We start from the raw sequence: 27,000 nt of genomic DNA, 5'->3' as shown, positions 1-27,000 counted from the left end.
ATCAAATCCCCCCGGTGGCTCCATGCCAGAGCGCTTCCAATGTTCGCGCATAACTCGATGCGCAATAGACCTCGCATTCCGCTTCGCTCGTGACAAGCAGGGTGACGGCAACGTGATGGATCACGGTCCGCGCGATTGCGCCCGGGGCCAGCGCACGCGCGGTGGTATCGAGGAAACCGCTGACCGACAGCAGATCGCGCCAGCCCGGACCGCTCAGCGTCGCGCGCATCAGGCCGCCACCGATCGGGGTGCACGCGCCTTGCGCCCCGATCGCCACCGCGATGCCCGTCGCGCCTTCGCCCGCATCGATGGCCCACCAGCGGCGCGGCTCGACCTGCACGCAGCGCACCCCGGGAAACACGGGCAGTGCGCCGTCCCACAGGTCGATCACGACCAGGTCGTGGATGTTCGCCCAGGACACGGTCGCCTCAATCACGGTAGCGTGTCCCGCCTGGATCATGGAACAGCGGGACACCGACCGTCACCGCCGCGTGCAGGCCGCGCGTCGGTGAGGTCGCGATGAGCGTTTCGCCATTGCGCGCCCTCCCCCCGGCCAGCAAGGCAAGTGCAACCGACCCGTGTTCCAGCACACGCGTTCCTGCCGACGTGACATGACCCTCCGCCGCTGCCCCATGCGCCGCCACCAGCATCGCGCCTTCGGGAATCGGCCTGGTCGAGCTCAGCCCGACGAGCTGCAACCGGTCCGCCGCGTGGAGCGCGGGGCGGCTGAGCCCCTGTGCTCCCACGAAGCCGCCCGCCTTGCGGAGCATCCCCGCGAGCCCGAGATCGTGCGGCGTCGTACGACCGTCGGCCTCGGCGCCGATCACGACATGGCCTTTTTCGATCCGGAGATGTTCCATCGCGTCGAGCCCATAGGCGCAGCCGCCGACGCCCCGCACTGCCACCGCCAGCGCGTCCCACACCAGCACCGCGTCCTGCGGCACCGCGTACAGCTCGAACGCGCGTTCTCCGCTGTAGCTTGCCGCCAGCACAAGGACCGCCACGCCAGCGACCATCGCGGTCGCGGTGCCCATATGGGCGGGCGGGGCGATCCCGGTGACCTGCGCTAACAACACCGCCGCCTGTGGCCCGGCCAGCGCAATTCCCGCGAAGTGCTCCTGCTGCGAAACTACCGAAACACGCAGCTGAGGCGCGAGGATGCGGTGGACATAGCTGAGATGCGCTTCCATCCGATCCGCGCCGCCGGTCGAGCTCGTCAGGAGATAGTCGGTCTCGCCGAGCCGCCAGACGGTGCCGTCGTCCATCACCATGCCGTCCTCGCGCATCATGAACGTATAGCGCCCGCGCCCAATCGCCAGTTTCGTAATTCCGGTCGCGCACACCAGCTCGAGCAATGCCGCCGCGTCCGGTCCCTTCACCGCGAACTTGGCCAGCGTCGAGACATCGACGATCCCCGCCGTCGTCCGCACCGCGCGTGCCTCGCGCATTGCGGCGTCGTGGAGCGTCTCGCCCGCCACCGGATAGGCGCGCGGCCGATGCCAAAGGCCGAGCGATTGCCAGATCGGGGCGAGCCGCTGGTGGCAGTACCACAGCGCGAGCCGTCGTGCGGGCGCGGCATGGCCGCCGCCATCCGCCCCCGCCAGCGTACCCAGCGTCAGCGGCGTATAGGGCGGGCGGAACGTCGTCAGCCCGGCCTGCGGGATCGTGACGCCGCCGGTCTGCGCCAGCCGCGCGAGCGCCGCCATGTTGCTCGTCTTGCCCTGGTCGGTCGCCATGCCGAGCGTGGTGTAGCGCTTGAGATGTTCGACCGAGCGATACCCCTCGGTCCAGGCGAGATCGACGTCGGCGGCGGTCACGTCGTTCTGGAAATCGACGAAGCTGTGCTTTGGGTCGGTCAGAGATGCAGTGGTGGCGGCGATCGGCGGGATATCGCCCGCTGCCGCACCGACGCTGGTCACCGCTTGCGGGGACGCGCCGGGAACAAACGCCTGAAGGTCCTCGCGCCAGTCCAGCGTGCCGCCTGCCTGGCTGTGAAGATGGACGGCGGGGGTGAAACCGCCCGACATGGCCAGCAGGTCCGCCTCGAAGCGCCGCTTCCTGCCACCGATGCTGGCGACGACAGCCGTAAGCCCGCGCGCGCCGCCATGCGTTTCGACGACGTGCGCGTCGGTGAAGGTGGCTGCATCCCCATCCGCCGGACGCGATTTCCGACTGTCAAGGATCGCCACTACCTCGCCGCCAGCGGTACGAACCGCTTTAGCAGTTGCATAGGCGTCGTCATTGTTGGTCGCGATCACCACGCGCTGCCCCGGCAGCACGTCGAACCGTTCGATATAGCTCCGCACGGCCTGCGACAGCATCACCCCCGGGCGGTCGTTCCCGGCGAAGGTCAGCGGCCGCTCGATCGCGCCGGTCGCGAGCACGATTTGGCGCGCTCTGACATGCCACAAGCGCTGCACGGGCTGGCCGGGCGCAGGCGGCTGGCCGGGTTCGACGAGGCGTTCGGTAAGGGTGGCAAAGCCGTGGTCCCACAAGCCGGACGCAGTGGTGCGCGTGAGGACGCTGAAATCCTCCGTCCGTGCTCCGGCGAAGGCCGGAGCCCAGGGTATCGAGCGCTGCCTTTGCAACTCTGGATTCCCGCTTTCGCGGGAAAGCAGATGCGGCGCAGGATCTTGCTCCACCAGCATCACCCGCTCGCCCGCCTCCAGCGCGGCGCGCGCCGCCGCGACACCGGCGGCACCGCCCCCGACAACCAGCACGTCGCAAAATGCCGAGCGATGCTCGTAGCGATCGGGGTCTGCCAGCGTCGGGGCCTTGCCCAGCCCGGCGGCCCGCCGAATGAACCGCTCATACACCATCCACCGCGACGGCGGCCCGAAGAAGGTCTTGTAGTAGAACCCCGCGCTCAAAAACTTGGCGAACAGGCCGTTGACCGCCCCGAGATCGAACCTCAGCGAAGGCCATGCATTCTGGCTCCGCGCGACCAGCCCTTCATAGACATAGACGTCGGTTGCGCGCGTGTTGGGCTCCGTCCGCCCGCCCTCGCCGACCGTGACCAGCGCGTTCGGTTCCTCGACCCCCGCCGCCATGATCCCGCGTGGGCGATGATATTTGAAGCTCCGCCCGACCAGCATCACGCCATTCGCGAGCAACGCCGCCGCCAGCGTATCCCCCTCGCGCGCGAGCATCGCGCGGCCGTCGAAGGTGAAGCGCAGCGTCCCCGCCGCGCCGCCGATCCGCCGACCGCTCACGCCAGCATCGCGGGATCGTACGCGACGACCGACGCAATCGCATGGCTCCGCCGGTGCCGCCGCAGCACGATCCACTGCCGACAGCCATAAGCGTGCCGCCAAAGCTCGTCCTCCAGCCCGACCGGATTGGCACGTGCATATAGCCGGGCAACTGCCAGATCCGACGGCATATCAGGCGTCACGATCGAATCGAGCGTACGTTCATAGACGAACTCGACCTGCGCGCGTTCGCCGCAATGGGGACAGTCGATCAGCAGCATCAGCGCAACTGCGGCATGAAGCCGACCCCCGCCTCGTCGATCGTCGCCCCGCGCGCGAAGCGATCCAGCGCGAACGGTGCGGCGAGCGGATGGCTCGTTCCCGTCGCGAGCAGATGCGCGTAGCACCAGCCCGATCCCGGCGTCGCCTTGAACCCGCCGTAACACCAGCCGCCATTCAAATAGAGCCCGTCGACCGGCAGCGCCGATATGATCGGCGATCCGTCGAAGCTCATGTCGGTCGTCCCCGACCAGCACCGCACCATCCGCAGCCGCGACAGCGCCGGCACCAGCGCGATCGCCTCCGCCGCCGCTTTCTCGAGCCGGACCGGCAGCCCGCGCTGGGCATAGCTCGGGAACTGGTCGGGATCGCCGCCGAGCACGATCCCGCCCTTGTCCGACTGGCTGATGTAGCAATGGAGCGACTGCGACATGACGACGGTATCGATCATCGGCTTGACCGGCTCGGTCACGAACGCCTGCAACGTGTGCGCCTCGATCGGCAGCGTGAGGCCGGCGAGCGCTGCGACTCGCCCGCTGCTTCCCGCGACGCAGATGCCGACCCGCCCCGCCCCGATCTGCCCGCGCGTGGTTTCCACGCCCGTCACGCGACCGCCCGCCATGGTGAAGCCGGTCACTTCGCACTCCTGGATCACATCGACCCCAAGTGCGTCCGCCGCGCGCGCATAGCCCCAGGCGACCGCATCGTGCCGGGCGGTCCCGCCGCGACGCTGGATCAGCCCGCCGTGGATCGGGAAGCGCGCGCTCTCGGACATGTCGAGCAACGGCACGAGCTTGCGCACGTCATCACGCGTGAGAAGATCCGCGTCGATCCCCGAACAGCGCAACGCATCGCCGCGTTGCGCGAGTTGCGTCATGTCGCCGTCGGAATGGCCGAGGAACAGCGCGCCGCGCGGGCTGAACATGACGTTGTAGTTGAGCTCGTCGCTCATCCCCTCCCATAGCCCGATCGCAAAATCGAACAGATCGTGGAGCGGCTTCTGGCGATAGTTGGAACGAACGATCGTCGTGTTGCGCCCGGTGTTGCCGCCGCCGATCCACCCGCGCTCGAGCACCGCGACATTGCGGATGCCGTGGACCTTGGCGAGATAATAGGCCGTCGACAGGCCGTGCCCGCCCCCGCCGATCACGATGACGTCATAATGGCGTTTCGGTTCCGGATCGCGCCACGCCCGCTCCCAGCCCCGCTGCCCGGTCAACCCCGCCTTGAGCAAGGCGAGCGCCGAATAGCGCTTCACGCCGCCTGCTCCAGCGCCCAGCCGCGCCGTTCGCGCCAGTCGGGTTCGAGCGTCGCGAACCGTGCAAGGCCGAGCTTGCCGATGTCGGCGAACGAGCACACCCCGTCGAGCACCAGATCGCGGATCGCATGGCCGCTGGCGGGCGACAAACCGAAGCCGACCCCGGACATCGTCGCGACCGTGACATTGCCCGGATCGGCGGGGCGATCGAGGATCGGTCGCCCGTCGGGGGTATTCTCGACGATCCCCGCCCACGACCGGATCACGCCAAGCCCGGCAGCGCGCGGAAACAGCTCTGCCACGCGCCGCGCGAGGTTGCGCACCAGCGGCGAGGTCGGGCGCGCGAGTGGCCCGGCAGGATCGGTCGCCAGCCATTCATGCGGCCCGCCCCCGAACGCGAGATTGCCGCGCAGCGTCTGGCGACCGTACAGCCCGTTCCCATCGACCCCGCCGATCGCCATCAGCGGCGCGGGCTCGGTCACGATCATTTCCGCGCGCGCCGCGGCCAGCGGAAAGCGGATCCCGATCGGCGCGAGCAACGCCTCGGCCTGTGGCCCCGCCGCCACGACCAAAGCATCGCAGGCGATCGTTCCGCGCGGCGTCACCACCGCACTGGCGCGTCCGCCGCGCGTGTCGATCGTCAGCGCCGGGCAATGTTGCAGGATCTGTCCTCCAAGATCCTGCAACGCCCAGGCATAGGCCTGCACCGTCCGCTGCGGATTGGCATGGCCGCCGAAGCGCAAATGGATCCCGCCGAGGCAGCTGTGATCGGTCAGCGGCACCATCGCCTGCGCCTGCGTCGAATCCAGATCGTCGACCTGGTAGCCCATCGCGCTGCACATCCGCCCGACCGCGCGATAATGGTCGAGCAGGACGGGATCGCGCTGGATGATGATCCGCTCGCGCCGATATTCGGTCGGATAGCCGAGCAGCTCGTCCATCTGCGGCCACAGCCGCTGTTCCTCGGCGAACAACGGGCTCTGGTAATGCGACGCGCCGCCGCCGTTCCGGCCCGATGCTTCCCAGCCGACCACGCCCTTGTCGAGCACGACGACATCGACCCCCGCGCGCGCCAGCCACCACGCCGCGCTCAGCCCCGTCACGCCAGCGCCGATCACGACGACGGAAGCATGACGGGGCATGTCGCGCTCAGACATGCAGCGTCCCGCCGAGACCGGTGACGTGCTCCGCCTCCTCGGGCGTGCCGATTGCGGCGTATGGCGTCCATTGCGTCGGGATCCCGAACCAGACGTCCCATCCCGCCGTCATCCCGGCGTCTTCGTTCCAGTCGGCAAGCACGCTCAACGGCACCGGGCGGACCGGCGCGCGAAAACTCGCGACCGGGACTTCAGACGGCAGGACGCCCTGCTCGACCGCAAGCAGGCAGCGCACCTGCTCGCGACAGCGCCGCCCCTGGCATGGCCCCATGCCAGCCCGCGTAAGCCGCTTGATCTGGTCGGGATGCGCGGGACCGTCCGCCAGCAGCGTCCCCAGCGATCGCGTCGCCAGCCGTGCGGGTCGGTCGAGGTAGCGCGGCGGCTGGACGCCGAGGAGGTCGGCGCGGGTGACCGCCTCGCACTGGCAGACGATCGTTTTTGGTGGGGCGTGGCGACCAAGTGCGGACGCCCAAGCGAGCAGACGCTCGTCGGCAGGCGCTTGTACGGTCGCGCTGTCTCCCACCAGTTGCACCAGCCCGTTGGCGACCGTTCCTGCCGCCTCGATCAACTCGGTCGCGGGCGTCACGCCGATGGCAAGGACGATCGTATCGCATTCGAGCGTCGTGCGGGTCGCGTCATCCGTCAGCGGCGCGAGCGTCACGTGCTCGACCCCGTCGATTCCGCCATCGGTCGCCGCGATCGTGTGCGAGAGGAACACCGGCACCCCGAGCGACTCTGCGATCCCCGGATCGCCCTCGATCCGGTCGGCAATCTCGACGATGCCGGCAACCGCGATCCCGCGCTCCAGCGCCAGCCGCGCGGTCTGAAGCGCCAGATCGCCCGACCCGACGATCACGATCCGCCGACTCGCCAGCGCATCGTAGCAGGTCAGCAGCGCGGCAAACCCCTGCGCCCCCATCACGCCGGGCTGATCCCACCCCGGAAACGCCATCGCGATATCGCGCGCGCCGGTCGCAAGCACGAGCCGCCGGAAGCCGACCATCCGCGACGCCTCGGCATCCGCGATCCCGAGCAGCGGCCCCGGCAGGGCGCGCAAGGCGGCGTTCGGCACGTACAGTCCCCAGGCGACCGTCCCGAGCCGGACGTCGACCCCGGCATCGAACGCCGCCTCCAGTTCGGGATTGGCGCGGAACAGCTGTTCGACCAGCCGGTCGGGATGGTGCACCGCCGCCGTGGCGCGACCGCCGAAGAACAGTGGCACATCGTTCCCGATCACCGCCCCCGCCACCGGGTTCTCGTCGATCAGCAGCACGCTCGCGCCACTCAGCGCGGCGCGGATCGCGGTCGTCGTTCCCGCCCGGCCCGCGCCGACCACGATCAGGTCGAACTGTTCGTCGGGCGCGGGAAACTTGCCGTCGATCGCGTGGGGGTCGAGGATTTTCATATCGCGTCCAGCGCCTGGGATAGGTCGGCGATCAGGTCGTCGACATGTTCGATCCCGACCGACAGCCGCAGCGTGGCGGGGGTGATGCCGCCCGCCGCGCGTTCGTCGGCGGACAGCGCATAATGCGTCGTCGTCGCGGGATGCGTGATAAGCGTCTCGGACCCGCCGAGGCTGACCGCAAAGCGCAGCAATTCGAGCCGGTCGAGAAAGCGGAATGCCTCCGCCTCGCCGCCAACGACCGCGAAGGAAAAGGTCGACCCCGCCGCCTTGCACTGCCGGTCGTACACCGCGCGGGCGGGCGTGCCCTCGGCAAGGAAACCGAGATAGGTGAGGCTCGCCACCTTGGGATGGTCGCGCAGGACCTCGGCAAGCCGACGCGCATTGTCCATCGACCGCTCGACCCGCAGGTGCACCGTTTCCATCGAGCGCAGCATCAGCCAGCACGTATAGGGGTCGAGATGGCTTCCAAGCGTGGTGCGCAACAGCCGCAGCGGCGCGACCAGCGCTTCGCGCCCGGTGACACCACCTGCCAGCAAGTCGCTGTGTCCGCCGCAATATTTGGTGAGACTCGTCAGGCAGAGATCGGCGCCGAGATCGATCGGTCGCTGCATCATTGGTCCGAGCAGCGTGTTGTCGATTACGACGACCGGCCGCGTACCCGTCCGCGCGCCGACCGTATCGGCGATCTCGACCAGCAGGGCGATGTCGACCATCGCCGCGGTCGGGTTTGCGGGCGTTTCGCCGAGGATCAGCTTGAGCGGCCCCGCCGCCAGTGCCGCCTCGACTGCAGTCATCACGTCTGCGCGATCACAGCCGTCGGTGAAGCTCGCGTGATGCACCCCGAACCCGGGCAGCAGCCCGGTGTAGAGCCCGTTGGTCCCGCCATAGATCGGACGCCCGAACACCACGCTGTCGCCCGGCCGCAGATGCGCGAGCGCGATCGCGCTGTGCGTCGCCATCCCGCTGTTGAACACCGCCGCGCCTTCCGCGCCATCGAGCGCGGCGAGCCGTTCCTCGACCATGTCGAGATTGGGGTGGCTGAGGCGCGCATAGATATGCCCCGCGCCGCCGACTTCCGGCCCGGTGCCGTCGAAATAGGCCTCGTGAATGTCCTTCGCCTGCCGCGCGGAGGCATAAGCGAAGGTCGACGTCATGTAGATCGGGGGTTTCGCTGCATTGGCGCCGCCCGCCGGATCATATCCCGCACGGACCGCGAGCGTTTCGGAGCGCCAGCGCGGCCCAGTCATACCGGGACCCGCGCGAGATATTCGCTCGCCCGCGCGCAATACCAGTCGACGAAGCGCAGCGTCAGCGATTCCGCGGTCGGGCTGTACGGCCCCGGCGTATAGCCCGGCGACCACACACCGACCTGATTGTCCTCGGCGAACACCTTGTCCTGCAGATTGGTCTGCGTCCACAGATGCGTCAGTTCGTCGATGTCGTAATCGACGCCCTCGACCGCGTCCTCATGCACCAGCCAGGTCGAGACGACATGGGTTTCCCCGGGCGACACCGGCATCGCATTGAACGCGAACGTGTAATCGCTGGTCGAATGGCAGAAGTTGTTGGGCTCGACCGCCCAGCGCAATGACCCCGCATCGCCGCCACCCGCCTCGACCATCAGCTTCTTGACCGCGAACTGCCCCGAGGTCGTCATCGCGACATTGCCGTCGTTGAGCGCGAAGCGGACTGCCTGCCACCAGTCCTCGCCGACCGGACCCGCCGGAAGGCCGATCGCTTCCATCCGCTCCGTGAACAGGCGCGCAGCGGCGGCCTCCAGATCGAAATATTGCGTAGCGCCAACCGGGAAGGTGCGCGCCAGCTCGGGGTGACCGCTCGCGCAATGGTAGCATTCGCGGCCATTTTCGACGACCAGCTTCCAATTGGCATATTCGACCAGCACCGATTTGTGCGCGACCTTGGCGCGCTCCAAGTTATGCGGTTCGAGCAAAGGCGTCAGATCGCGCCGCAAGATACTGATATCAGGTGGGACCTGCGCCAGCGACACGAAGATCGCGCCCGCGATCGTCTCGAGATGGACAGGCTTCAACCCGTAATCGGTCTTGTCGAAATCATCCGGCATCCGCCCCGCCGCGAGCAGCCGCCCGTCGAGTCCGTAGCTCCAGCGATGATACGGACAGGTCAGCCTCGGCGCATGTCCCGCTCCCGGCTTGCACAGGATCGAGCCGCGGTGGCGGCAGCTGTTGTGAAAGGCGCGCAACACCCCGTCGCGCCCGCGTACCACGATCACCGGCCAGCGCCCGACCATGAAGGACAGATAGTCGCCCGGCTGCTTCACTTCGGCAGTAAAACCGGCGAGCAGCCACGACGTGCCGAAGATCGCGGCAAGGTCGAAATCGAAGGCGTCTGGGCTCAGGTACAGGTGCTGTGGCAGCGAATGGCCGGCGCGCCGCGATCCCACCCATTGTGCAACACCTGAAAGGTCCACCAAGCTGTGCTCCTGCCCCGTACGAAGCGGTGTGACACGGCAGCACCTTCCCCGGAAAATTCCATTTGCGCATGCGCCCATGCGAAAACCGCGACGGGCGCGGAGGGCATCGGACGAGCAGTCCGGGTCTTGCATTCGGTGGTGGAATTGGATTGATACCCGCCATACAGCGCGTCGCAGCCATCCGGGGAACGGGCCATCGCCAAGTCGAAGATCATCAACCGCCGCTGGCTCCCGCTCAACGCGTTGCGCGCCTTCGACGCGGTCGGGCAGCGGCTGAGCTTCACGGCGGGGGCGCAGGCGCTCAACGTCTCGCAAAGCGCGGTCAGCCGGCACATCATCAGCCTCGAGGAATTGCTCGGGCAGAAACTGTTCGACCGCTCCGGCCAACGGCTCGTGCTGACCGCGGCGGGCGCGGCGCTGCTCCCCGAGGTGCGCCGCTCGTTCGACCTGCTCGAGCAGACAATGAATGCGGTGAGCCACGATCCACTGAGCGGCCGTCCGATCCGGATTCACATTCCCCCGTCGCTGCTGCAGCAGGTGGTGATGCCGATGATCCGCGCGTTCCACCGCGACTATCCCGACGTGCGGATCGACATTTCGAGTTCACCCGTGACGGGGATGCCGACCACCGAGACCGACATGGCGATCGTGTTCGACCGGCCGAACATCGACGACCGCATTACCGACCTGTTGTGGCTGGTCCGGGTCGCGCCGGTCTGTTCCCCCGCGGTGGCGGCGGCCAACACGGGCAAGTCGCTCGAGCAGTTCCTGTCGGACAACGACCTGCTGCACGTGACCCTCGACGGCGAAGTGCGCGGGCTGCTGTGGAGCAGCTTTGCACGCAGCAGCGGGATCGAGCTCAACACCAATCGCGGGCTCGCGTTCGACACGCTGTCGCTCGCTGCGACCTATGCGATGCAGTCCGGCGGGATCGCGCTCGCTGATATCGCGATGTTCGCGCCCGAGATCGCTGCGGGCAAGCTCGTCGTGCCGTATGACGCGATGGTCGACGACGGGTTCGGCTATTATCTCAAATTGCGCGCGGACGATCTCGACGATCCGACGATCAGCCTGTTCCGCAGCTGGCTGATCGCGCAATTCGCGGCGCGGCAGGCGGGCTGAACTTTCCGGTCGCATCCGCCGCGAGACGCGCTATTTGGTTGCAATGGAAACGATCAACCCCAGCCCCGACGCCGAAACCATCGCGATTCTCGAGACGATCGAGACCCGGCTGCGCTGGCTGTCGTCCTGGACGATCCACAACGCCAACCACCTCCGCGAAAGCCGCGACGGGCTGAAGGTCGGCGGGCACCAGGCGAGCTGCGCGTCGATCACCGCGATCATGACCGCGCTCTACTTCGGCGCGCTCCGCCCGAACGACAAGGTCGCGGTCAAGCCGCACGCCGGGCCGGTGCTCCACGCGATCCATTACCTGATGGGCCAGCAATCGCTCGACGCGCTCCGGCGCTACCGTGGCCTCGGCGGCGCGCAGAGCTACCCGAGCCGGACCAAGGATTCGATTCCCGTCGACTTCTCGACCGGGTCGGTCGGACTCGGGGTCGCGATCACCGCCTTCGCGAGTCTGATCCAGGATTATCTGATCGCGCACGGCGACCTCGCCGAAGCGGACGCCGGGCGGATGATCGCGCTGATGGGCGATGCTGAGCTCGACGAGGGCAATATCTACGAATGCCTGATCGAGGCGTACAAGCACGACATCCGCAATTGCTGGTGGATCGTCGATTACAACCGCCAGTCGCTCGACAGCACGACGGCGGACCGGATGTTCCGGCGCTTCGACGACATTTTCGAAACCTGCGGCTGGCGCGTCGAGACGCTGAAACACGGCAAGCTCCAGCGCGCCGCCTTCGCGCGCGACGGCGGACAGGCGATCGCCGACTGGATCGACGCCTGCCCCAATGCCGAATTCGCGGCGCTGACCTATCAGGGCGGGGCCGCCTGGCGCACTCGCCTGCACGCGGACCTGGCGGGGGCGGGCGAAAGCCTTGCGCTGATCGACACGTTTGACGACGATGCGCTGGCGGCGTTGATGACCAACCTCGGCGGGCACTGCATCGAAACACTGCTCGACGCCTTCGCGCGGTGTGACGACGACGTGCCGACGCTGTTCATCGCCTATACGATCAAGGGCTACGGCCTCCCCTTCGCGGGTCACAAGGACAATCATTCGGGGTTGATGAACCCTGGCCAGATCCACGCGCTGCGCGACCGTCTCGGCATCGCCGAGGGCGACGAATGGGCGCCTTACGGTGGCCTCGGCGACAATGTCGCGGCGCAGGTGCGTTCGGTGGTCGAACGCAGCGCGCTGGCGACCGCGCGTCCCGTTCCCGCCGCCCCCGCGATCCCGCTGCCCAACGCGCTCCCCGCCCCGGAAGGCGCGGAATGGTCGACCCAAGCGGCGTTCGGGCGCATCCTGCTCGATCTCGCCAAGAGCGGGCATCCGGTCGCGGACCGGATCGTGACGACCTCGCCCGACGTGACCGTCTCGACCAACCTCGGCGCGTTCGTCAATCAGCGCGGGTTGTTCCGGCGGCAGGAACTCGCCGACGTCTTCTCCGCCGCGCGCATTCCGACCGCGCAGAAATGGGCGGGTCACGGCGCGGGGCAGCATATCGAACTTGGCATCGCCGAGAACAATCTGTTCCTGATGCTGGCGGCGCTCGGTCTTGCGGCACCGCTGTTCGGCACCCGGCTGATGCCGATCGGGACGGTCTACGACCCGTTCATCGCGCGCGGGCTCGATGCGCTCAACTACGCCTGTTACCAGGATGCGCGCTTCTTGCTGGTGGCGACGCCCTCGGGGCTGACCCTCGGGCCGGAGGGCGGCGCGCACCAGTCGATCAACTCGCCGCTGATCGGGATCGGCCAGCCCGGGCTCACCTATTTCGAGCCTGCCTTTGCCGACGAACTCGCGCTGATGATGCACTGGGCGTTCGAGCAGATCCAGGCGGACGACGGCGGATCGACCTATCTGCGCCTGTCCACCCGCACGATCCCGCAGGTCGAGCGCACGGATGACCGATGGAAGGCGGATGCGCTCGAGGGCGGCTATTGGCTGGTCGAACCCGATGGCGCGCGCGATGTCGCGATCGTCTTCACTGGTGCGGTGACGCCCGAGGTACTCGAGGCGCATGCCACGCTGGCGGACGACGTACCGGGGCTGGGCCTGCTGATGGCGACTTCGCCTGACCTGCTGCATCGCGGCTGGTCCGCACGCCACGCGCAACGCTGGACAGGCGGCGCGCGGACTCCGTGCCATGCCGAAACGCTGCTCGACGCCCTCGCGCCCGGTGCCGGGCTGGTCACGGTGATCGACGGTGCTCCGTCCACGCTATCGTGGCTCGGCGGGGTTCGCGGGATGCGCGTGAGCCCGCTCGGGACCGACCGGTTCGGCCAGACGGGCGACCTGCCAGACTTGTACCGGCTGTACCGGCTGGATGCTGAAGCGATCGTGGATGCCGTCGCCGAACTGCTGCTCTAGACCGCACATCCCACACCGACGTTTCGTGCACGTGCGGCTGAACGGCGGTGGGGGTCACCCCGGCCTGACCGGCTCCGCGGGAACGCCGATGCGTCATGCGCGGCTTGCTTTGGATCAGCGCAAAATACCGCCGCTGCCAGTGGCGCTAAATTGGCGTCGCGCGTTCTCCCGTTCCTGCTTCGAATGGAAAGGACACGCCGCTGGAAAGCTTTGCCGCATGGGTCGAATCCCCCGCGACGGTGATCGCGGCCCCGATGACGGGGGACGCGCGATGCGCACGCACGGGTCGTTCTGCTACGGGTTCGTTCGCGCATTTTGACGCCGCGCCGATCGGCTCGCCGACACCGGCATTGCGAGCATGACGATCGACGACGTGCCTATCCCGGATCGATCCTCCCAAAGCCATCTTCTGCGCGTGCCCGCCGCAGGGCGGCGTCAATCGGCCGGCACGTCCGGCCTTGCTACAGGTATGTGCAGCATGAATATCGCTTATATCGCAACGCGTATCGCCGAAACCTTGCGATCGCATGACATGGTCTTTCTGGCGGATGATGACCAGCAGGCCGAGGCGCTGTCGTGCGCCGTGAGGGCGATCGTGTCCCCGTCGTGCGTGTTCCTCCTCCCCTCCAGTGATACGCTGCCCGGGGATATCGCTCCAGCGTCCCCCGCAAATGCCGGGCGCCGTGTCGCGACCCTGCATGCCTTGCGCCTTGCGCAAATGGACCCACGGCGTTCCCCGCTGGCGCTGATCCTGAGCGGCGAGGCCGCGGCACGCAGGTATCCCACGCCTGCCGCCTTCGATCGCGCGCCGCCCACCATGCGGATCGGGGACGCGATCGATACCGATGCCTTTGCAGGGATGGTCGAGGAGCTCGGCTACGTCGCGGACGACCGCGTCGACGAACCCGGCGAAGTTGCCGTGCGTGGCGAAGTGATCGACATCTTCCCCGCCGATGCTGTCCGCCCCGCGCGGATCGATGTCGTTGATGGCGAGATTTCGGCGATCCGATCCTTCGATCCGGCCACGCAACGCACGCTCGACGATCTTGGCCTGCTTGAAATCGGACGCGCGGCCGAACCACCGATGCAGAGCCCCGTGGCGATCCTGGATCACATGACGCCGGCGCGGATTGCCATGGCGCCGAAGGCCGATGCGCGCCGCAAGCGCTTTCTTCAGCTCGCCGCCGACGTCGCGGCCCGCGGTACCGGCAAGATCGATGCGATCGAGGACGACTGCTGGGCGGCGGCGCTCGAGGATTGGACGCCATTGACCTTCGACGGACAGGTGGCGGACGTACCGCGCTTTGCCGAAGTCAAGGCACCGCTCGCCAAACTGGCGCGCTTTGCCAAGCCTCTGTTGGAGGATCACGTCCTGATCCTGGCAGGAAGCACGCGCGACGTGCGCTTCCTGCGCGGCCGCATTGCCAAACGACTCGGAATCACTTTTGCCGAGGCCGCAGACTGGGCCGCGATCCGTGCGCTGGCACCCGGGACGGCCACGACGATCACCATGCCGGTGGACTGCGGCTTCGTCGACGATCAACGCATCGTGATCGCCGCAGCGGATCTGCTCGGGAGCCGTGCCTTGCTGGACGACGCCCTCCCCGGTGCAACGAATCCTCTGCTCGGCAGCGCGGAAATCCGCATCGGGGACGTCGTCGTCCACGAAGATCACGGGGTCGGCCTCGTGCTGGGTCTCGAACCTGCCCCCCGGGCCGAGGCGACATCGGGCGAAATGATCGCGCTCGAATATGCCGGCGGGGCACGGCGACTGGTCGCGATCGACGATGCGGACCGGATCTGGCGCTACGGCGCGGATGCCGAAGCGGTGACGCTCGACAAGCTCGATGGGTCGTCCTGGCAGAAACGCCGCGGCGACATTGATGCCGCTATCGCCGAAAGCGCCAGGGGGCTGACCGAGCTCGCCCGCACCCGCGAGATGCTCGAGGCTCCCGCCCTGACGCCCGACCCGTCCGCGTATGAGCGGTTCGCGAACGGGTTCGCATTCAACGAGACTGCGGACCAGACCCGCGCAATCAATGCCGTGCGGGAGGATCTCGCGCGGGGGCGTCCGATGGATCGGCTGGTCGTCGGCGACGTCGGTTACGGCAAGACCGAGGTCGCGTTGCGGGCCGCCGCCATCGCGGCCCTGTCGGGGCATCAGGTCGTCGTCGCCGCCCCGACGACGGTGCTCGTAAGGCAGCATCTCGAGAGTTTCCGGAAACGATTCGACGCGGCGGGCATCGTCGTCGCCGGGCTGTCCCGCCTGTCGAGCGCGGCCGAGAAGCGAGCGGTCAAGGCAGGGCTTGCCGATGGATCGATCAACGTCGTCATCGGAACGGGTGCCGTCATGGCGAAGGGAGTGAGCTATGCCAACCTCGGCCTGGTGATCATCGACGAGGAGCAGCGGTTTGGCGCGGCTGACAAGGCCCGGCTCCGGGGATCGGGCGAAATCCATCTCCTGACGCTGAGCGCAACGCCGATCCCCCGGACGCTTCAGATGGCGCTCGTCGGACTGCAGCAGATTTCGATCATCGCGACGCCCCCGGCCCGCCGCCAACCCATTCGCACCAGCCTCGACCAGTTCGACGACGTGCGGATCCGGACCGCATTGCTTCGCGAAAAGGCCCGCGGCGGACAAAGCTTCGTCGTCGTTCCGCGGATCGAGGACATGGCCAGCTTCGGCGCCAAGCTGCGTGCGGCAGTGCCCGGCCTCAGCATCGTCGAGGCGCACGGCAAGATGCCCGCCGCCGAGATCGACGATGTCATGGTGCGCTTTTCCGACGGACACGGCGACGTGCTGCTGGCGACGAACATCATCGAAGCCGGGCTCGACGTTCCGCGGGCCAACGCCATGATCGTATGGCGGGCGGACCGGTTCGGACTGGCGCAGTTGCACCAGCTTCGCGGACGGGTCGGACGCGGGAACCGTCGCGGACAGGTCATCCTGCTGACCGCCTCGGGGGATGCGATTGCCGAACGCACGCTCAAGCGACTGCGGACCTTAGCGACGTTCGACCGGCTAGGCGCCGGCTTCGATATCAGCGCGCAAGACCTCGACATGCGGGGCGCCGGCGATCTGCTCGGAGAGACCCAGGCGGGCCATACCAAGCTGATCGGGATCGACCTGTACCAGCATCTGCTTGGCGGTGCGTTGCGTCAGGCGCGCGGCGAGGATGCCGAACGCTGGACCCCGGAATTGAACCTTGGCGCAGCCGGAGGGTTTTCGGCGACGTGGATCCCTGAGGACGACATCCGCCTGTCACTCTACATCCGGCTGAGCCGGATAGCGGACGGTTCGAACCTCGATGCGTTCGAAGACGAATTGGTCGACCGCTTCGGCGCGCTGCCAGACGATGCGATTTCGCTGCTGGCGCGAGCCCGGGTGCGGTTGCTAGCGCGCGATGCGCGGGTCGAACGGATCGACGCCGGGTCCGCAGCGATCGCGCTGACGCCGCGGCGTGATTTTACCGCCGATACCGCGGACGCCGGGCTGGTCGAAAAAAACGGCCGGTTCCTGCTTACGGAACCGACCGAGGACGCAATCCGGACCGACCGGGTCACGGCCTTGCTGGAAGAGCTCGTCGCCTGATGACCCCGGCAACCGCCGGGGTCATGGAGAACTCAGGCAATTCGACGTCCCAGCTCCTTGTTGACGCCAAGCGCGATCAGCGTCGCCAGCGCGCCCGAGAGGAGATAGGCACCCGCCGCGAGCAGTCCGAAATTGCTCGCGAGCACCAGGGCCACGAGCGGCGCGAAGCCCGCACCGACGAGCCATGCCAGATCGGACGTCAGTGCCGCGCCGGTATAACGCCGCGCGCTGCCGAAATTGGCGGCGACCGCGCCCGAAGACTGGCCGAACGCCACGCCTAGCAAGGCAAAACCGACCAGCACGAACGTGAGCTCGCCCGTGTAGCCCGCGCTCAACAGCTGCGGGGCGAACCCGCTGAACGCCGCGATCCCCGCCGCGGTCACGCCAAGCAGATACCGCCGGCCGACCCGATCGGCGATCACGCCCGATGCGATCACGCCCACGACGCCCACGACCCCACCAAGGATTTCGATCGAAAGGAACCGTTCGGGGCTCTGCTTCGTAAACAGATTCACCCAGGACAGCGGAAAAACGGTGACCATGTGGAACAGCGCAAAACTCGCCAGCGGCGCAAACGCCCCGATCACAATGTTGCGCCAGTCGCTGCGAATGGTTTCGAGCACGTTCGACGGCTCGAGCTCGCGGCTTTCGAACATCGCCTCATAATGCGGAGTCGATACCATCCGCAGCCGTGCGAACAGCGCGACGACGTTGATCGCGAACGCCACGAAGAACGGATACCGCCATCCCCAGTCGAGGAAATCGGCAAGCGACAACGTGCTGAGGAAGAAGGCGAACAAGGCACTCGCGACGATCAGGCCAAGCGGCGCGCCGAGCTGCGGGATCATGGCATACCAGCCGCGCTTGTTCTCGGGCGCATTCAGCGCGAGCAGCGAGGCCAGGCCGTCCCAGGCACCGCCAAGGGCGATGCCCTGGCCGATCCGGAAGATCGCCAGCAACACGATCGCCCATCCGCCGATCGTCTCATAGCCCGGCAGGAACGCGACCGCGGCGGTCGACCCGCCGAGCATGAAAAGCGCGATCGTCAGCTTGGTCCCGCGGCCAAGCACCGCATCGACCGCGAGAAAGATCATCGACCCGACCGGGCGCGCGATGAACGCCAGGGCAAAAATTCCGAACGAGTACAGCGTACCGGTCAGCCGATCCGCGAACGGAAAGATCAACGCCGGAAAAACCAGCACCGACGCGATCGCATAGACGAAAAAGTCGAAAAATTCGGACGTGCGCCCGATGACAACGCCGATGGCGATCTCGTTCGGGTCGACGTGTCCATGACCATGGGCGTGGCGCGCGTTGATCGCGCGCGCGTCACGCTCGGCATTGTGGGAGGCGGTTTGTACTGTCATCGTTCGCGTCTTCCTGGACCGGTGGACGATCGGTCGGCTTCGGAGCCTATGCCTTATATCACGACAATGCGGCATTGGACAAAATGTCCAATGTCGCAGCGCAGCATCTGTGTATAGCGCGCCGCCATGGCATTCCTTCGTCTTTCCCCGAATCTCCGCCGTCCGAGTCGCAAGCTTGCTGCCGGCGGGACGCTTGCGCTGCTCCTGAGCGGTTGCAACATGGTCGTAATGCACCCTGCCGGCGATGTTGCGTTGCAGCAGCGCGATCTCGTGGTTTTTTCGACCGCGCTGATGCTGTTGATCGTCGTGCCGGTGATCGGATTGGTCGGCCTGTTCGCGTGGCGCTATCGCGCCACCAACGAAGACGCGACCTATGAACCCGATTGGGATCACTCGTCGCAGCTCGAATTGCTGATCTGGGCGGCTCCGCTGCTGATCGTGATCTGTCTTGGCGCGGTGACCTGGACCGCGACTCACCTGCTCGACCCCTATCGTCCGATCAGCCGACTTGCCGCGGGCAAACCGCTGGTGGCAAACGTCAAGCCGCTCGAGGTCGAAGTGATCGCACTCGATTGGAAGTGGATGTTCGTCTATCCGCAATATGGCATTGCGACCGTGAACGAGCTGGCAGCGCCGATCGACCGGCCTATCCACTTTCGGATTACCTCGTCCTCGGTGATGAACGCCTTCTACGTGCCGACGCTTGCCGGGATGATCTACGCGATGCCGTCGATGGAGACGCAGCTGAACGCGGTCATCAACAAGCCGGGCAATTACGAAGGCTTCTCGTCCAACTATTCGGGCGCAGGCTTTTCGGGGATGCGGTTCCGGTTCCACGGTCTGAACGACGCCGATTTCGCCGCCTGGATCGCCCGCAACAAGGCGGCCGGCGCGACGCTGACCCGCGCCGATTATCTGAAGCTCGAGAAGCCTTCGGAGAAGGTTCCGGTCATGCGGTTCGCGAACGTCGATCCCGGCATCTTCAGTGCCGTCGTCAACCAGTGCATTCGTCCCGGCACGACCTGCATGAGCGACATGATGAAGAAAGACATGCAAGACAGCGCGGCGATGGAAGGCATGCCCAACAGCGGTACGGCGGAAGGGCATCGTGTTTCCGAGCCGCTGACGACACGGGACGCCGGCCACGCGCCGCCCAAAAGCCCGTCCGACATCCCGCAACGCGGACCTTCGAAACCGGAAGAGTCCAATACGCCCAAGCAGCGCCCCCTCTAAATGGCCAGTACCATGCAAGCTTCACCCCTCAACGTCAGTCCGATCCTCGGCCGCTTCACGCTTGAGTCGCTCCCGCTTCACGAACCGATCGTCGTCGCCACCTTCTGTGGCGTCGCGCTCGGCGGGATCGCGCTGCTGTCGGCGATCACTTATTTCAAGCTCTGGGGCTATCTCTGGAAGGAGTGGTTCACCAGCGTCGATCACAAGAAGATCGGCATCATGTACATGATCCTCGGGATCGTCATGCTGCTGCGTGGCTTCTCCGACGCGATCATGATGCGCGCGCAGCAGGCGATGGCGTTCGGCAACGAAGGCTATCTCAACGCGCACCATTACGACCAGGTGTTCACCGCCCACGGTGTCATCATGATCTTCTTCGTCGCGATGCCGTTCGTGACCGGGCTGATGAACTACGTCGTCCCGCTCCAGATCGGTGCGCGCGACGTGTCCTTCCCCTTCCTCAACAACTTCAGCTTCTGGATGACGACCGCAGGCGCGGTGATCATCATGATGAGCCTGTTCGTCGGCGAATTCGCGCAGACCGGCTGGCTCGCCATGCCGCCGCTCTCGGGGATCAACTACAGCCCGGGCGTCGGCGTCGATTATTACATCTGGTCGCTCCAGATTGCGGGTGTCGGCACGCTGCTGTCGGGCGTCAACCTGATCGCCACCATCGTCAAGATGCGCGCGCCGGGCATGACCATGATGAAGATGCCGATCTTCTGCTGGACCGCGCTCTGCACCAACATCCTGATCGTCGCCGCCTTCCCGGTCCTGACCGCAGTGCTCGCACTGCTCAGCCTCGACCGCTACGCCGATACCGCGTTCTTTACGAACACGCTCGGCGGTAACCCGATGATGTACGTCAACCTGATCTGGATCTGGGGCCACCCGGAAGTTTACATCCTGATTCTCCCGATGTTCGGCGTGTTCAGCGAGGTCACCTCGACCTTCTCGGGCAAGCGGATCTTCGGCTACACCTCGATGGTGTATGCGACCATGGTCATCACCCTGCTCGCCTACCTCGTCTGGCTGCACCACTTCTTCACCATGGGGTCGGGCGCGAGCGTCAACTCGTTCTTCGGCATCACCACGATGATCATCTCGATCCCGACGGGTGCGAAGATCTTCAACTGGCTGTTCACCATGTACCGTGGCCGGGTGCGCTTCGAACTGCCGATGATGTGGACGATCGCGTTCATGATCACCTTCACGATCGGCGGCATGACCGGCGTCCTGCTCGCGGTGCCGCCAGCCGACTTCGTGCTCCACAACTCGCTGTTCCTCGTGGCGCATTTCCACAACGTCATCATCGGTGGCGTGGTGTTCGGGGCCTTCGCCGGGATCAACTACTGGTTCCCCAAGGCGTTCGGGTTCAAGCTCAACCAGTTCTGGGGCAAGGTGTCGTTCTGGTGCTGGGTCGTGGGCTTCTACCTCGCGTTCATGCCGCTCTACGTGCTCGGCCTGATGGGCGTGACGCGTCGCCTGCGCACCTTCGATGACCCGAGCCTGCAGATCTGGTTCATCATCGCAGGGATCGGTGCGTTGCTCATCGCAGCCGGCATCGGTGCCATGCTGCTGCAGTTCGCGGTCAGCGTGCGCGATCGCGAGAAGCTTCGCGACACCACCGGTGACCCGTGGAACGGTCGCACGCTCGAATGGGCAACCTCGTCGCCGCCGCCAGACTATAACTTCGCGTTCACTCCGGTGATCCACCAGGGCGATGCGTGGGCCGACATGAAGGCACGCGGCTACGAGCGTCCGACGACTGGCTTCAAGGACATCCACATGCCATCGAACACCGGTACCGGCGTGATCCTTGCCGGGCTCAGCGTCGGCTTCTCGGTCGGCATGATCTGGTACGTGTGGTGGCTTGCGGCGATCAGCTTCGTCGGGATCCTGGCGGTCGCGATCGGCCACACGTTCATCTACAAGCGTGACTTCTACATCCCGAAAGCGACCGTCGCCGAAAAGGAAGAAGCCCGCACCGCGATCCTCGCGGAGGTAAAGGCATGAGCACGACCACCACCGACTACGATCTGGACACGTTCCACCTCGCCGAAGAGCCGCATCATGCCGAGGGGTCGAGCACGATGCTCGGCTTCTGGCTCTACCTGATGAGCGACTGCCTGATCTTCGCCATGCTGTTCGCGACCTACGGCGTGCTGGGGACCAGCTACGCCGGGGGTCCGGGGCCCAAGCAGCTGTTCGAGCTGCCGCTGGTCGCGGTCAACACGTCGATGCTGCTGTTCTCGTCGATCACCTATGGCTTCGCGATGCTCGCGATGACCAACAAGAAGGTCGGCGCGACCCAGGCGTGGCTCGCGGTGACCGCGGCGTTCGGCATCGCGTTCATCAGCATCGAGCTGTACGAGTTCGCCAACCTGATCCATGAGGGCGCGACGCCGCAACGCAGCGCGTTCCTATCGTCGTTCTTCACGCTGGTCGCGACGCACGGGCTCCACGTCACCTTTGGGCTGATCTGGCTGTTCACGCTGATGGTGCAAATTCAGGTCAAGGGCCTGATCCCCGCCAACCAGCGCCGCCTGATGTGCCTCAGCCTGTTCTGGCACTTCCTTGACGTCATCTGGATCGGCGTCTTCACCTTCGTCTATCTCATGGGAATGCTGCGATGAGCGCTGACCTCCACCACGCCGCGCACGACGCCCACCACGGCAACGGCCATCACGACGACCTCGCACACGAAGAGTCGCACGGCTCGTACAAGAGCTACGGGATCGGTTTCGGCCTGTCGGTCGTGCTGACCGCGGTTCCGTTCTGGCTGGTGATGACGCGAACGCTGACCAACCAGGCGACCGCGCTGATCATCATGGCGTTCGCCGCGGTGCAGATGGTGGTCCACATGATCTTCTTCCTGCACATGAATCGTCGGGCAGAGGGCGGCTGGTCAATGATGGCGCTGATCTTCACGATCGTCATCGTCGGGATCGCACTAAGCGGATCGCTCTGGGTGATGTACCATATGAACGCCAACATGATGCCGACCCAAGACATGAGCCAGATGGGGTGACCACGGCGGGACAGCGCGCGCGGCGCGGCGCGGTCGGGGTGGCGTGGCTCCTCGTCATCGCCGCGCTGCTCGGGCTCGGCACGTGGCAGGTGCAACGACGCGCCTGGAAGCTCGATCTGATCGCGCGCGTGAATGCGCGTGTTCACGCCGCCGCCGTCCCCGCGCCTGCTACCGTCGACCAGAACAGCGCTTATCTGCGGGTTCAGGCGCGTGGTGCGTACGTCGCGGGCAAGGACACATTCGTTCAGGCCTTGACCGTTCGCGGCCCCGGTTTCTGGGCAATGACCCCGCTGCGGTTGACGAGCGGGGCGACCGTGCTGATCAACCGCGGCTATGTCCCTGTGCGTCGCGCCTTGCCACCGCCGACGGGCTTGGCGACGGTGACGGGCCTGCTCCGCCTAACCGAGCCGCGCGGTGGGTTCCTGCGCAAAAATGACCCGGGTGCCGAGCGCTGGTATTCCCGCGATGTCGGCGCAATCGCGGCGCGTCGCGGCGTTACCCCGGCGCTTCCCTACTTCATCGATGCCGATGCAGCGGACACCCGCCCCGGCGCGCCGGTTGGCGGTCTTACGGTGATACGTTTTCCCAACAGTCATCTTGCTTATGCGGTCACATGGTACATTCTCGCGCTCATGAGCACCGCCGGATTCGTGTACTGGATACGTCAGGGGCCCCGCCGACCCGATCGCGGCGCGTGACCCAGGCGGTGGCCGGCCGGCGCGGCGTTCCCGTGTCGCAGACGGCCGGCCATGCCAACATGCTCCAGCTGGTCGAGTTGCGCTGGATGGCGGTCGCCGGCCAGTTGGCGACGATCCTGCTGACCAACGTAGTGTTTGGCATTCGCCTGCCGATGCTTGCGATGCTAAGCGTGCTGACGGCGCTCGTTATTCTCAACGCCGCCAGCCTGTTGCGCCTGCGTCTCGCGTCCCCGATTACCAACGGCGCCCTCTTCGGTGGCCTGTTGCTCGACGTCCTCGCGCTGAGTGGTCAGTTGTACCTCAGTGGGGGCGCGACCAATCCCTTCGTGTCGCTGTTCCTCCTGCAGGTCGTTCTTGGCTCGGTCCTGCTCGCGCGGTGGTCGGCGTGGACGATCGTGGCCGCGACCAGCCTGTCCTTTGCCGTGCTGACCGCATTCTACCGTCCGATCACCCTGCCGCCAGGATTCGACCGCTCGCTGTTTGCCTTGCACGTTCAGGGGATGTGGGTCTGTTTCGCCCTCGTTGCGGTCCTGCTGGTCGCATTCGTCGGGCGGATCAACGGAAATCTGCGCGCGCAGGACAACCGCCTTGCCGAGATCGAGCGCCAAGCGGTCGAGGAGGAGCATATCGTCCGGATCGGGATGCTCGCTTCCGGGGCGGCGCACGAACTGGGGACGCCGCTCTCTTCGCTCTCCGTAATCTTGGGGGACTGGCGCCGGAACGGTGCGATCGCGCGCAATCCGGACTTGCTGTCCGATATCGAGGAAATGCAGGCGGAGGTGCAGCGCTGCAAGGCGATCGTGACCAGCATCCTGCTGTCGTCGGGCGACGCGCGCGGCGAGCAGTCCGCCGCCACCACGGTCCGCGCCTTCGTCGACCGCGTCATCGCCGACTGGATCGCTGCGCGCAGCTTCGCCAACGCCACGTATGACGATCAGTTCGGACGCGACGTCCCGATCGTATCCGACGTGGTTCTGCAGCAAGCAGTGTTCAACTTGCTGGACAATGCGGCCGAATATTCGCCGCAGCGGATCGACATTACGCTGGCCCGCGACGACGGCGACATGGTGCTGACCGTCCGCGACGCCGGGCCGGGCTTCGCCGCCGAACAGCTCGGCAATATCGGAAAGCCTTACAACAGTACCAAGCATGAACTCGGCCGTGGCATGGGGCTGTTTCTAGCGAGCAACGTCGCCCGTAAGCTCGATGGCGCGCTCAGCGCACGCAACCAGCCCCGCAGCGGCGCCGAGGTGACCTTCCGCCTGCCGCTCGCGGCCATCGCTTTGGGTGGAGATGACGATGTCGACTAACCCCCTGTTGCTGATCATCGAGGATGATGCTGCCTTCGCCCGAACCCTGCAACGATCGTTCCAACGGCGCGAGTATGAGGTCATTCTGGCCGAGGGCCCAAACGACCTGCCGGCCCTGCTCGCAGCACGCACCCCGGATTATGCCGTCGTGGACCTCAAATTGGCAAACAGTTCGGGGCTGGCGTGTGTCGAGACGTTGCGTGCGCACGATCCCGACACGGTGATCGTGGTCCTGACCGGCTATGCGAGTATCACGACCGCCGTTCAGGCCATCAAGCTCGGCGCCACCTCCTACCTCGCCAAGCCGGCCAACACCGATGATATCGAGCGCGCGTTCGGCATGACGCTGGGCGATGCCGATGTGCCGATCGGGGATCGTCAGACATCGATCAAGATGATCGAATGGGAACGGATCAACGAGACCCTAGCGGCGACCGGGTTCAACGTATCCGAGACCGCACGACGGTTGGGAATGCACCGCCGAACTTTGGCGCGGAAATTGGAAAAACGCCGGATAGTATAAAGCTGCCGCCCGGCAAGGCAGGATCGCTAGCTTCGCCATGCTCCGGCCCGTGCGTCAGCCCCAGATATGCACATCAAAATGAAATAGTGCATATTAGGTATCATTTGTTACTAACACTATAATTGACATTTCATCGCTTCACCGGAACCATTCATCGCATTACGCATTGTGTTCGCGATGGCAAGCACTGCCACGGGCGATCCGCCCTGTCCCGAAGCGTAATTCGGACAACCAGCAAACAATCCGAAGGTTGGCGGCGCATGCCCGGTGTGGGCCGTGCGTCCGGCATTTGTCCATGTTGTCAGGGGCGTGCGTATGAAAATCCGGTATTTTTCGCTAATCTTGCTCGCTACTGCTCCGGCATTGCATGCCCAGCGCGTGCCTTCGGCCGGGGGTCAGCTTCAGCAGATTCCCCCTGCCCCGACGACGCTTCGCGCCGATCCCGGATTGGTCGTCGCTCCGCCAGCAGCGGCCCCGGATGTGGATCCGGCCGGACCGCGCATCCGCGTTTCCACCCTGCGGATCAGCGGTGAGACGCTGTATGACGAGGGAACGCTCCTCGCCGCCAGTGGCGTGACTGCCGGCAGTAACCTCAACCTCTACGAATTGCGCGCCGCCGCAGCGCGGATCGCCGCCTTTTACAAGGCTCGCGGTTATTTCCTGGCGCAGGCATATTTGCCCGCCCAGGACGTTCAGGGCGGATCGGTGACGATCGCAGTCATCGAAGGCCGGTACGGCGCCGTGACGATCGACAATGCGACCAACTTCAAACCAGGCGTCGCGCGCGGCATCCTGCGCGGAATCGACACCGGCGACATCGTCGCGAGCGCGCCGCTGGAGCGCCGTTTGCTGTTGTTGTCCGATATCCCCGGCGTTGCGGTACAGTCGACGCTCTCGCCGGGTACGGACTTTGGCGCGTCCAATCTCAACGTGGCGATGGCGCCCGGTCGCCGTGTGACGGGCGATGTCTCGGTCGACAACGCGGGTAACCGCTATACCGGGGCCTATCGCGGCGGCGGCTCGATCAATCTCAACAATGCGACCGGGCTCGGCGATACGCTCGGTTTCCGGGTGCTCGCCTCGACGGAAGGCATGGCGTATGGCCGCGCGTCCTGGCAGGTTCCAGTCGGCAACCTGACCGTTGGCGCGGCATACGCGCATTTCCGCTACGATCTCAGCCATGAGTTCGAGAGCCTGAATGCGCATGGAACCGCGGATATCGCCGCAGTCTATGCCAGCTACCCGCTGGTGCGTTCCCGCAACGCCAATCTATACGCGGTCGGCGAGCTCGACGCGAAATGGTACGACGACCGGATCGATCTTACCGGAAGCCGTTCACGGCGGATGAGCAAGACCGGAACGCTCGGACTGAACGGCAATACGCGTGACGGACTTGGCGGTGGGGGCCTGAACGTCTTTTCCGTCGGCTGGACCATCGGCGACCTGGACCTGCGAACGCCGCTGGACCGGGCCGCCGACGCGCTCACGGCGCGCAGCAACGGCACGTTCAACAAGTTCAATTTCAGCGCGGCGCGGCTTCAGTCGGTCGCGGGTCCCCTGTCGCTCTATGGTGCGGTGCGCGGACAGGTGGCGCTCGACAATCTCGACACGTCCGAAAAAATGGAACTGGGCGGCGCGTATAACGTCCGCGCCTACCCCGAAGGCGAAGCCTATGGCGACCAGGGCTATATCGCCACCGCCGAAGCGCGTCTGATGGTCAGCGACTGGACGCGGGGCTTCCCCGGGCAACTTCAGTTGATCGGCTTCGTCGACACCGGCCATGTGCAATATTCGAAGGACAAGTGGTTCGTCGGCCGCAACCACACCCAACGCAGCGGCTATGGCGGCGGCATCGCCTGGATGGCACCGGAGAACTTCACGCTCCGCGGAACTTACGCCCGCAAGATCGGCGACGTCGCCGCGACGTCCGCGCCCGATCGCGCGGGGCAATTCTGGTTCCAGGTCGCCAAGACCTTCTGACGCACGCGTCTGCGCTGCCGTC

The 27,000-nt window shown here is 66.1% G+C and carries 20 protein-coding genes; 11 read left to right on the top strand and 9 right to left on the bottom strand.

What is annotated here, in order from left to right; genetic code table 11:
* Position 1: 1 nt before the first annotated feature.
* Genes L8K25_RS10940 through L8K25_RS10905 form a run of 8 tightly spaced genes read right to left on the bottom strand, consistent with a single transcriptional unit; the run spans position 2 to position 9,739 of the window.
* The gene (locus L8K25_RS10940; RefSeq protein WP_242138945.1) at positions 2-436 is read right to left on the bottom strand and encodes a sarcosine oxidase subunit gamma; all 435 of its coding nucleotides are present in this window, start codon (positions 434-436) and stop codon (positions 2-4) included.
* Positions 429-3,212, bottom strand: a complete 2,784-nt coding sequence (locus tag L8K25_RS10935) for a 2Fe-2S iron-sulfur cluster-binding protein (RefSeq protein ID WP_242138944.1) — start codon at positions 3,210-3,212, stop codon at positions 429-431. Before L8K25_RS10935 ends, L8K25_RS10940 begins: the two co-directional genes overlap by 8 nt.
* On the bottom strand, positions 3,209-3,472 hold the full coding sequence (locus tag L8K25_RS10930) for a sarcosine oxidase subunit delta (protein WP_242138943.1): 264 nt from the start codon (positions 3,470-3,472) through the stop codon (positions 3,209-3,211). Before L8K25_RS10930 ends, L8K25_RS10935 begins: the two co-directional genes overlap by 4 nt.
* A complete protein-coding gene (locus L8K25_RS10925) occupies positions 3,472-4,728 on the bottom strand; it encodes a sarcosine oxidase subunit beta family protein (protein WP_242138942.1) in 1,257 nt (418 codons plus the stop codon). Before L8K25_RS10925 ends, L8K25_RS10930 begins: the two co-directional genes overlap by 1 nt.
* Positions 4,725-5,885 (bottom strand): FAD-binding oxidoreductase, encoded by a 1,161-nt coding sequence (locus L8K25_RS10920; RefSeq protein ID WP_242138941.1) that lies wholly within the window; start codon positions 5,883-5,885, stop codon positions 4,725-4,727. Before L8K25_RS10920 ends, L8K25_RS10925 begins: the two co-directional genes overlap by 4 nt.
* Positions 5,878-7,290 (bottom strand): NAD(P)/FAD-dependent oxidoreductase, encoded by a 1,413-nt coding sequence (locus L8K25_RS10915; protein ID WP_242138940.1) that lies wholly within the window; start codon positions 7,288-7,290, stop codon positions 5,878-5,880. Before L8K25_RS10915 ends, L8K25_RS10920 begins: the two co-directional genes overlap by 8 nt.
* Positions 7,287-8,537, bottom strand: a complete 1,251-nt coding sequence (locus tag L8K25_RS10910; protein ID WP_242138939.1) for an aminotransferase class I/II-fold pyridoxal phosphate-dependent enzyme — start codon at positions 8,535-8,537, stop codon at positions 7,287-7,289. Before L8K25_RS10910 ends, L8K25_RS10915 begins: the two co-directional genes overlap by 4 nt.
* Positions 8,534-9,739 carry an aromatic ring-hydroxylating dioxygenase subunit alpha gene (locus L8K25_RS10905; protein WP_242139265.1) on the bottom strand — a complete coding sequence of 402 codons (1,206 nt, stop codon included), beginning with the start codon at positions 9,737-9,739 and terminating at the stop codon, positions 8,534-8,536. Before L8K25_RS10905 ends, L8K25_RS10910 begins: the two co-directional genes overlap by 4 nt.
* 246 nt (positions 9,740-9,985) lie before the next feature.
* Here L8K25_RS10905 and L8K25_RS10900 point away from each other — a divergent pair, with 246 nt between their 5' ends.
* The 3 genes from L8K25_RS10900 (at position 9,986) to L8K25_RS10890 (ending at position 16,836) form a co-directional block, all read left to right on the top strand.
* Positions 9,986-10,864 (top strand): LysR substrate-binding domain-containing protein, encoded by an 879-nt coding sequence (locus L8K25_RS10900; protein ID WP_242138938.1) that lies wholly within the window; start codon positions 9,986-9,988, stop codon positions 10,862-10,864.
* 43 nt (positions 10,865-10,907) lie between these two features.
* Positions 10,908-13,244, top strand: coding sequence for a transketolase (locus L8K25_RS10895; RefSeq protein WP_242139264.1), 2,337 nt, complete (start codon positions 10,908-10,910; stop codon positions 13,242-13,244).
* 478 nt (positions 13,245-13,722) lie between these two features.
* A complete protein-coding gene (locus L8K25_RS10890; protein ID WP_242138937.1) occupies positions 13,723-16,836 on the top strand; it encodes a helicase-related protein in 3,114 nt (1,037 codons plus the stop codon).
* A gap of 32 nt (positions 16,837-16,868) precedes the next feature.
* On the opposite strand, the gene L8K25_RS10885 is transcribed toward L8K25_RS10890, so the two are convergent.
* Positions 16,869-18,203, bottom strand: coding sequence for an MFS transporter (locus L8K25_RS10885; protein ID WP_242138936.1), 1,335 nt, complete (start codon positions 18,201-18,203; stop codon positions 16,869-16,871).
* A gap of 126 nt (positions 18,204-18,329) precedes the next feature.
* Here L8K25_RS10885 and cyoA point away from each other — a divergent pair, with 126 nt between their 5' ends.
* The 8 genes from cyoA to L8K25_RS10845 all read left to right on the top strand — a co-directional run bounded on the left by cyoA (position 18,330) and on the right by L8K25_RS10845 (position 26,978).
* Positions 18,330-19,436, top strand: a complete 1,107-nt coding sequence (gene cyoA, locus L8K25_RS10880; protein ID WP_277923240.1) for a ubiquinol oxidase subunit II — start codon at positions 18,330-18,332, stop codon at positions 19,434-19,436.
* A gap of 12 nt (positions 19,437-19,448) precedes the next feature.
* A complete protein-coding gene (gene cyoB / locus L8K25_RS10875) occupies positions 19,449-21,452 on the top strand; it encodes a cytochrome o ubiquinol oxidase subunit I (protein WP_242138934.1) in 2,004 nt (667 codons plus the stop codon).
* A complete protein-coding gene (cyoC, locus tag L8K25_RS10870) occupies positions 21,449-22,072 on the top strand; it encodes a cytochrome o ubiquinol oxidase subunit III (RefSeq protein WP_242138933.1) in 624 nt (207 codons plus the stop codon). Before cyoB ends, cyoC begins: the two co-directional genes overlap by 4 nt.
* Positions 22,069-22,467 (top strand): cytochrome o ubiquinol oxidase subunit IV, encoded by a 399-nt coding sequence (gene cyoD, locus L8K25_RS10865; protein WP_242138932.1) that lies wholly within the window; start codon positions 22,069-22,071, stop codon positions 22,465-22,467. Before cyoC ends, cyoD begins: the two co-directional genes overlap by 4 nt.
* Positions 22,464-23,165, top strand: coding sequence for an SURF1 family protein (locus L8K25_RS10860; protein ID WP_242138931.1), 702 nt, complete (start codon positions 22,464-22,466; stop codon positions 23,163-23,165). The genes cyoD and L8K25_RS10860 overlap by 4 nt, the downstream gene beginning before the upstream one ends.
* Positions 23,162-24,475 (top strand): ATP-binding protein, encoded by a 1,314-nt coding sequence (locus L8K25_RS10855; RefSeq protein WP_242138930.1) that lies wholly within the window; start codon positions 23,162-23,164, stop codon positions 24,473-24,475. Before L8K25_RS10860 ends, L8K25_RS10855 begins: the two co-directional genes overlap by 4 nt.
* On the top strand, positions 24,465-24,998 hold the full coding sequence (locus tag L8K25_RS10850) for a response regulator transcription factor (RefSeq protein ID WP_242138929.1): 534 nt from the start codon (positions 24,465-24,467) through the stop codon (positions 24,996-24,998). Before L8K25_RS10855 ends, L8K25_RS10850 begins: the two co-directional genes overlap by 11 nt.
* Positions 24,999-25,313: 315 nt before the next feature.
* Positions 25,314-26,978: a ShlB/FhaC/HecB family hemolysin secretion/activation protein gene (locus L8K25_RS10845; protein WP_242138928.1), complete on the top strand. Its 1,665-nt coding sequence runs from the start codon at positions 25,314-25,316 to the stop codon at positions 26,976-26,978.
* The last annotated feature ends 22 nt before the right edge of the window (positions 26,979-27,000 follow it).

Source organism: Sphingomonas sp. TREG-RG-20F-R18-01 (genome assembly GCF_022662475.1).
Classification (GTDB): domain Bacteria; phylum Pseudomonadota; class Alphaproteobacteria; order Sphingomonadales; family Sphingomonadaceae; genus Sphingomonas.
This window is presented reverse-complemented; position numbering and strand designations above follow the sequence as displayed.

Bases quoted from the DNA above. Each gene is read 5' to 3' on its own strand.
- cyoB (WP_242138934.1), top strand. From the start codon at position 19,449: ATGCAAGCTTCACCCCTCAACGTCAGTCCGATCCTCGGCCGCTTCACG.
- L8K25_RS10895 (WP_242139264.1), top strand. From the start codon at position 10,908: ATGGAAACGATCAACCCCAGCCCCGACGCCGAAACCATCGCGATTCTC.
- cyoC (WP_242138933.1), top strand. From the start codon at position 21,449: ATGAGCACGACCACCACCGACTACGATCTGGACACGTTCCACCTCGCC.
- L8K25_RS10850 (WP_242138929.1), top strand. From the start codon at position 24,465: ATGTCGACTAACCCCCTGTTGCTGATCATCGAGGATGATGCTGCCTTC.
- L8K25_RS10845 (WP_242138928.1), top strand. From the start codon at position 25,314: ATGAAAATCCGGTATTTTTCGCTAATCTTGCTCGCTACTGCTCCGGCA.
- L8K25_RS10885 (WP_242138936.1), bottom strand. From the start codon at position 18,203: ATGACAGTACAAACCGCCTCCCACAATGCCGAGCGTGACGCGCGCGCG.
- cyoA (WP_277923240.1), top strand. From the start codon at position 18,330: ATGGCATTCCTTCGTCTTTCCCCGAATCTCCGCCGTCCGAGTCGCAAG.
- L8K25_RS10890 (WP_242138937.1), top strand. From the start codon at position 13,723: ATGAATATCGCTTATATCGCAACGCGTATCGCCGAAACCTTGCGATCG.
- L8K25_RS10910 (WP_242138939.1), bottom strand. From the start codon at position 8,537: ATGACTGGGCCGCGCTGGCGCTCCGAAACGCTCGCGGTCCGTGCGGGA.
- L8K25_RS10930 (WP_242138943.1), bottom strand. From the start codon at position 3,472: ATGCTGCTGATCGACTGTCCCCATTGCGGCGAACGCGCGCAGGTCGAG.
- L8K25_RS10915 (WP_242138940.1), bottom strand. From the start codon at position 7,290: ATGAAAATCCTCGACCCCCACGCGATCGACGGCAAGTTTCCCGCGCCC.
- cyoD (WP_242138932.1), top strand. From the start codon at position 22,069: ATGAGCGCTGACCTCCACCACGCCGCGCACGACGCCCACCACGGCAAC.
- L8K25_RS10920 (WP_242138941.1), bottom strand. From the start codon at position 5,885: ATGTCTGAGCGCGACATGCCCCGTCATGCTTCCGTCGTCGTGATCGGC.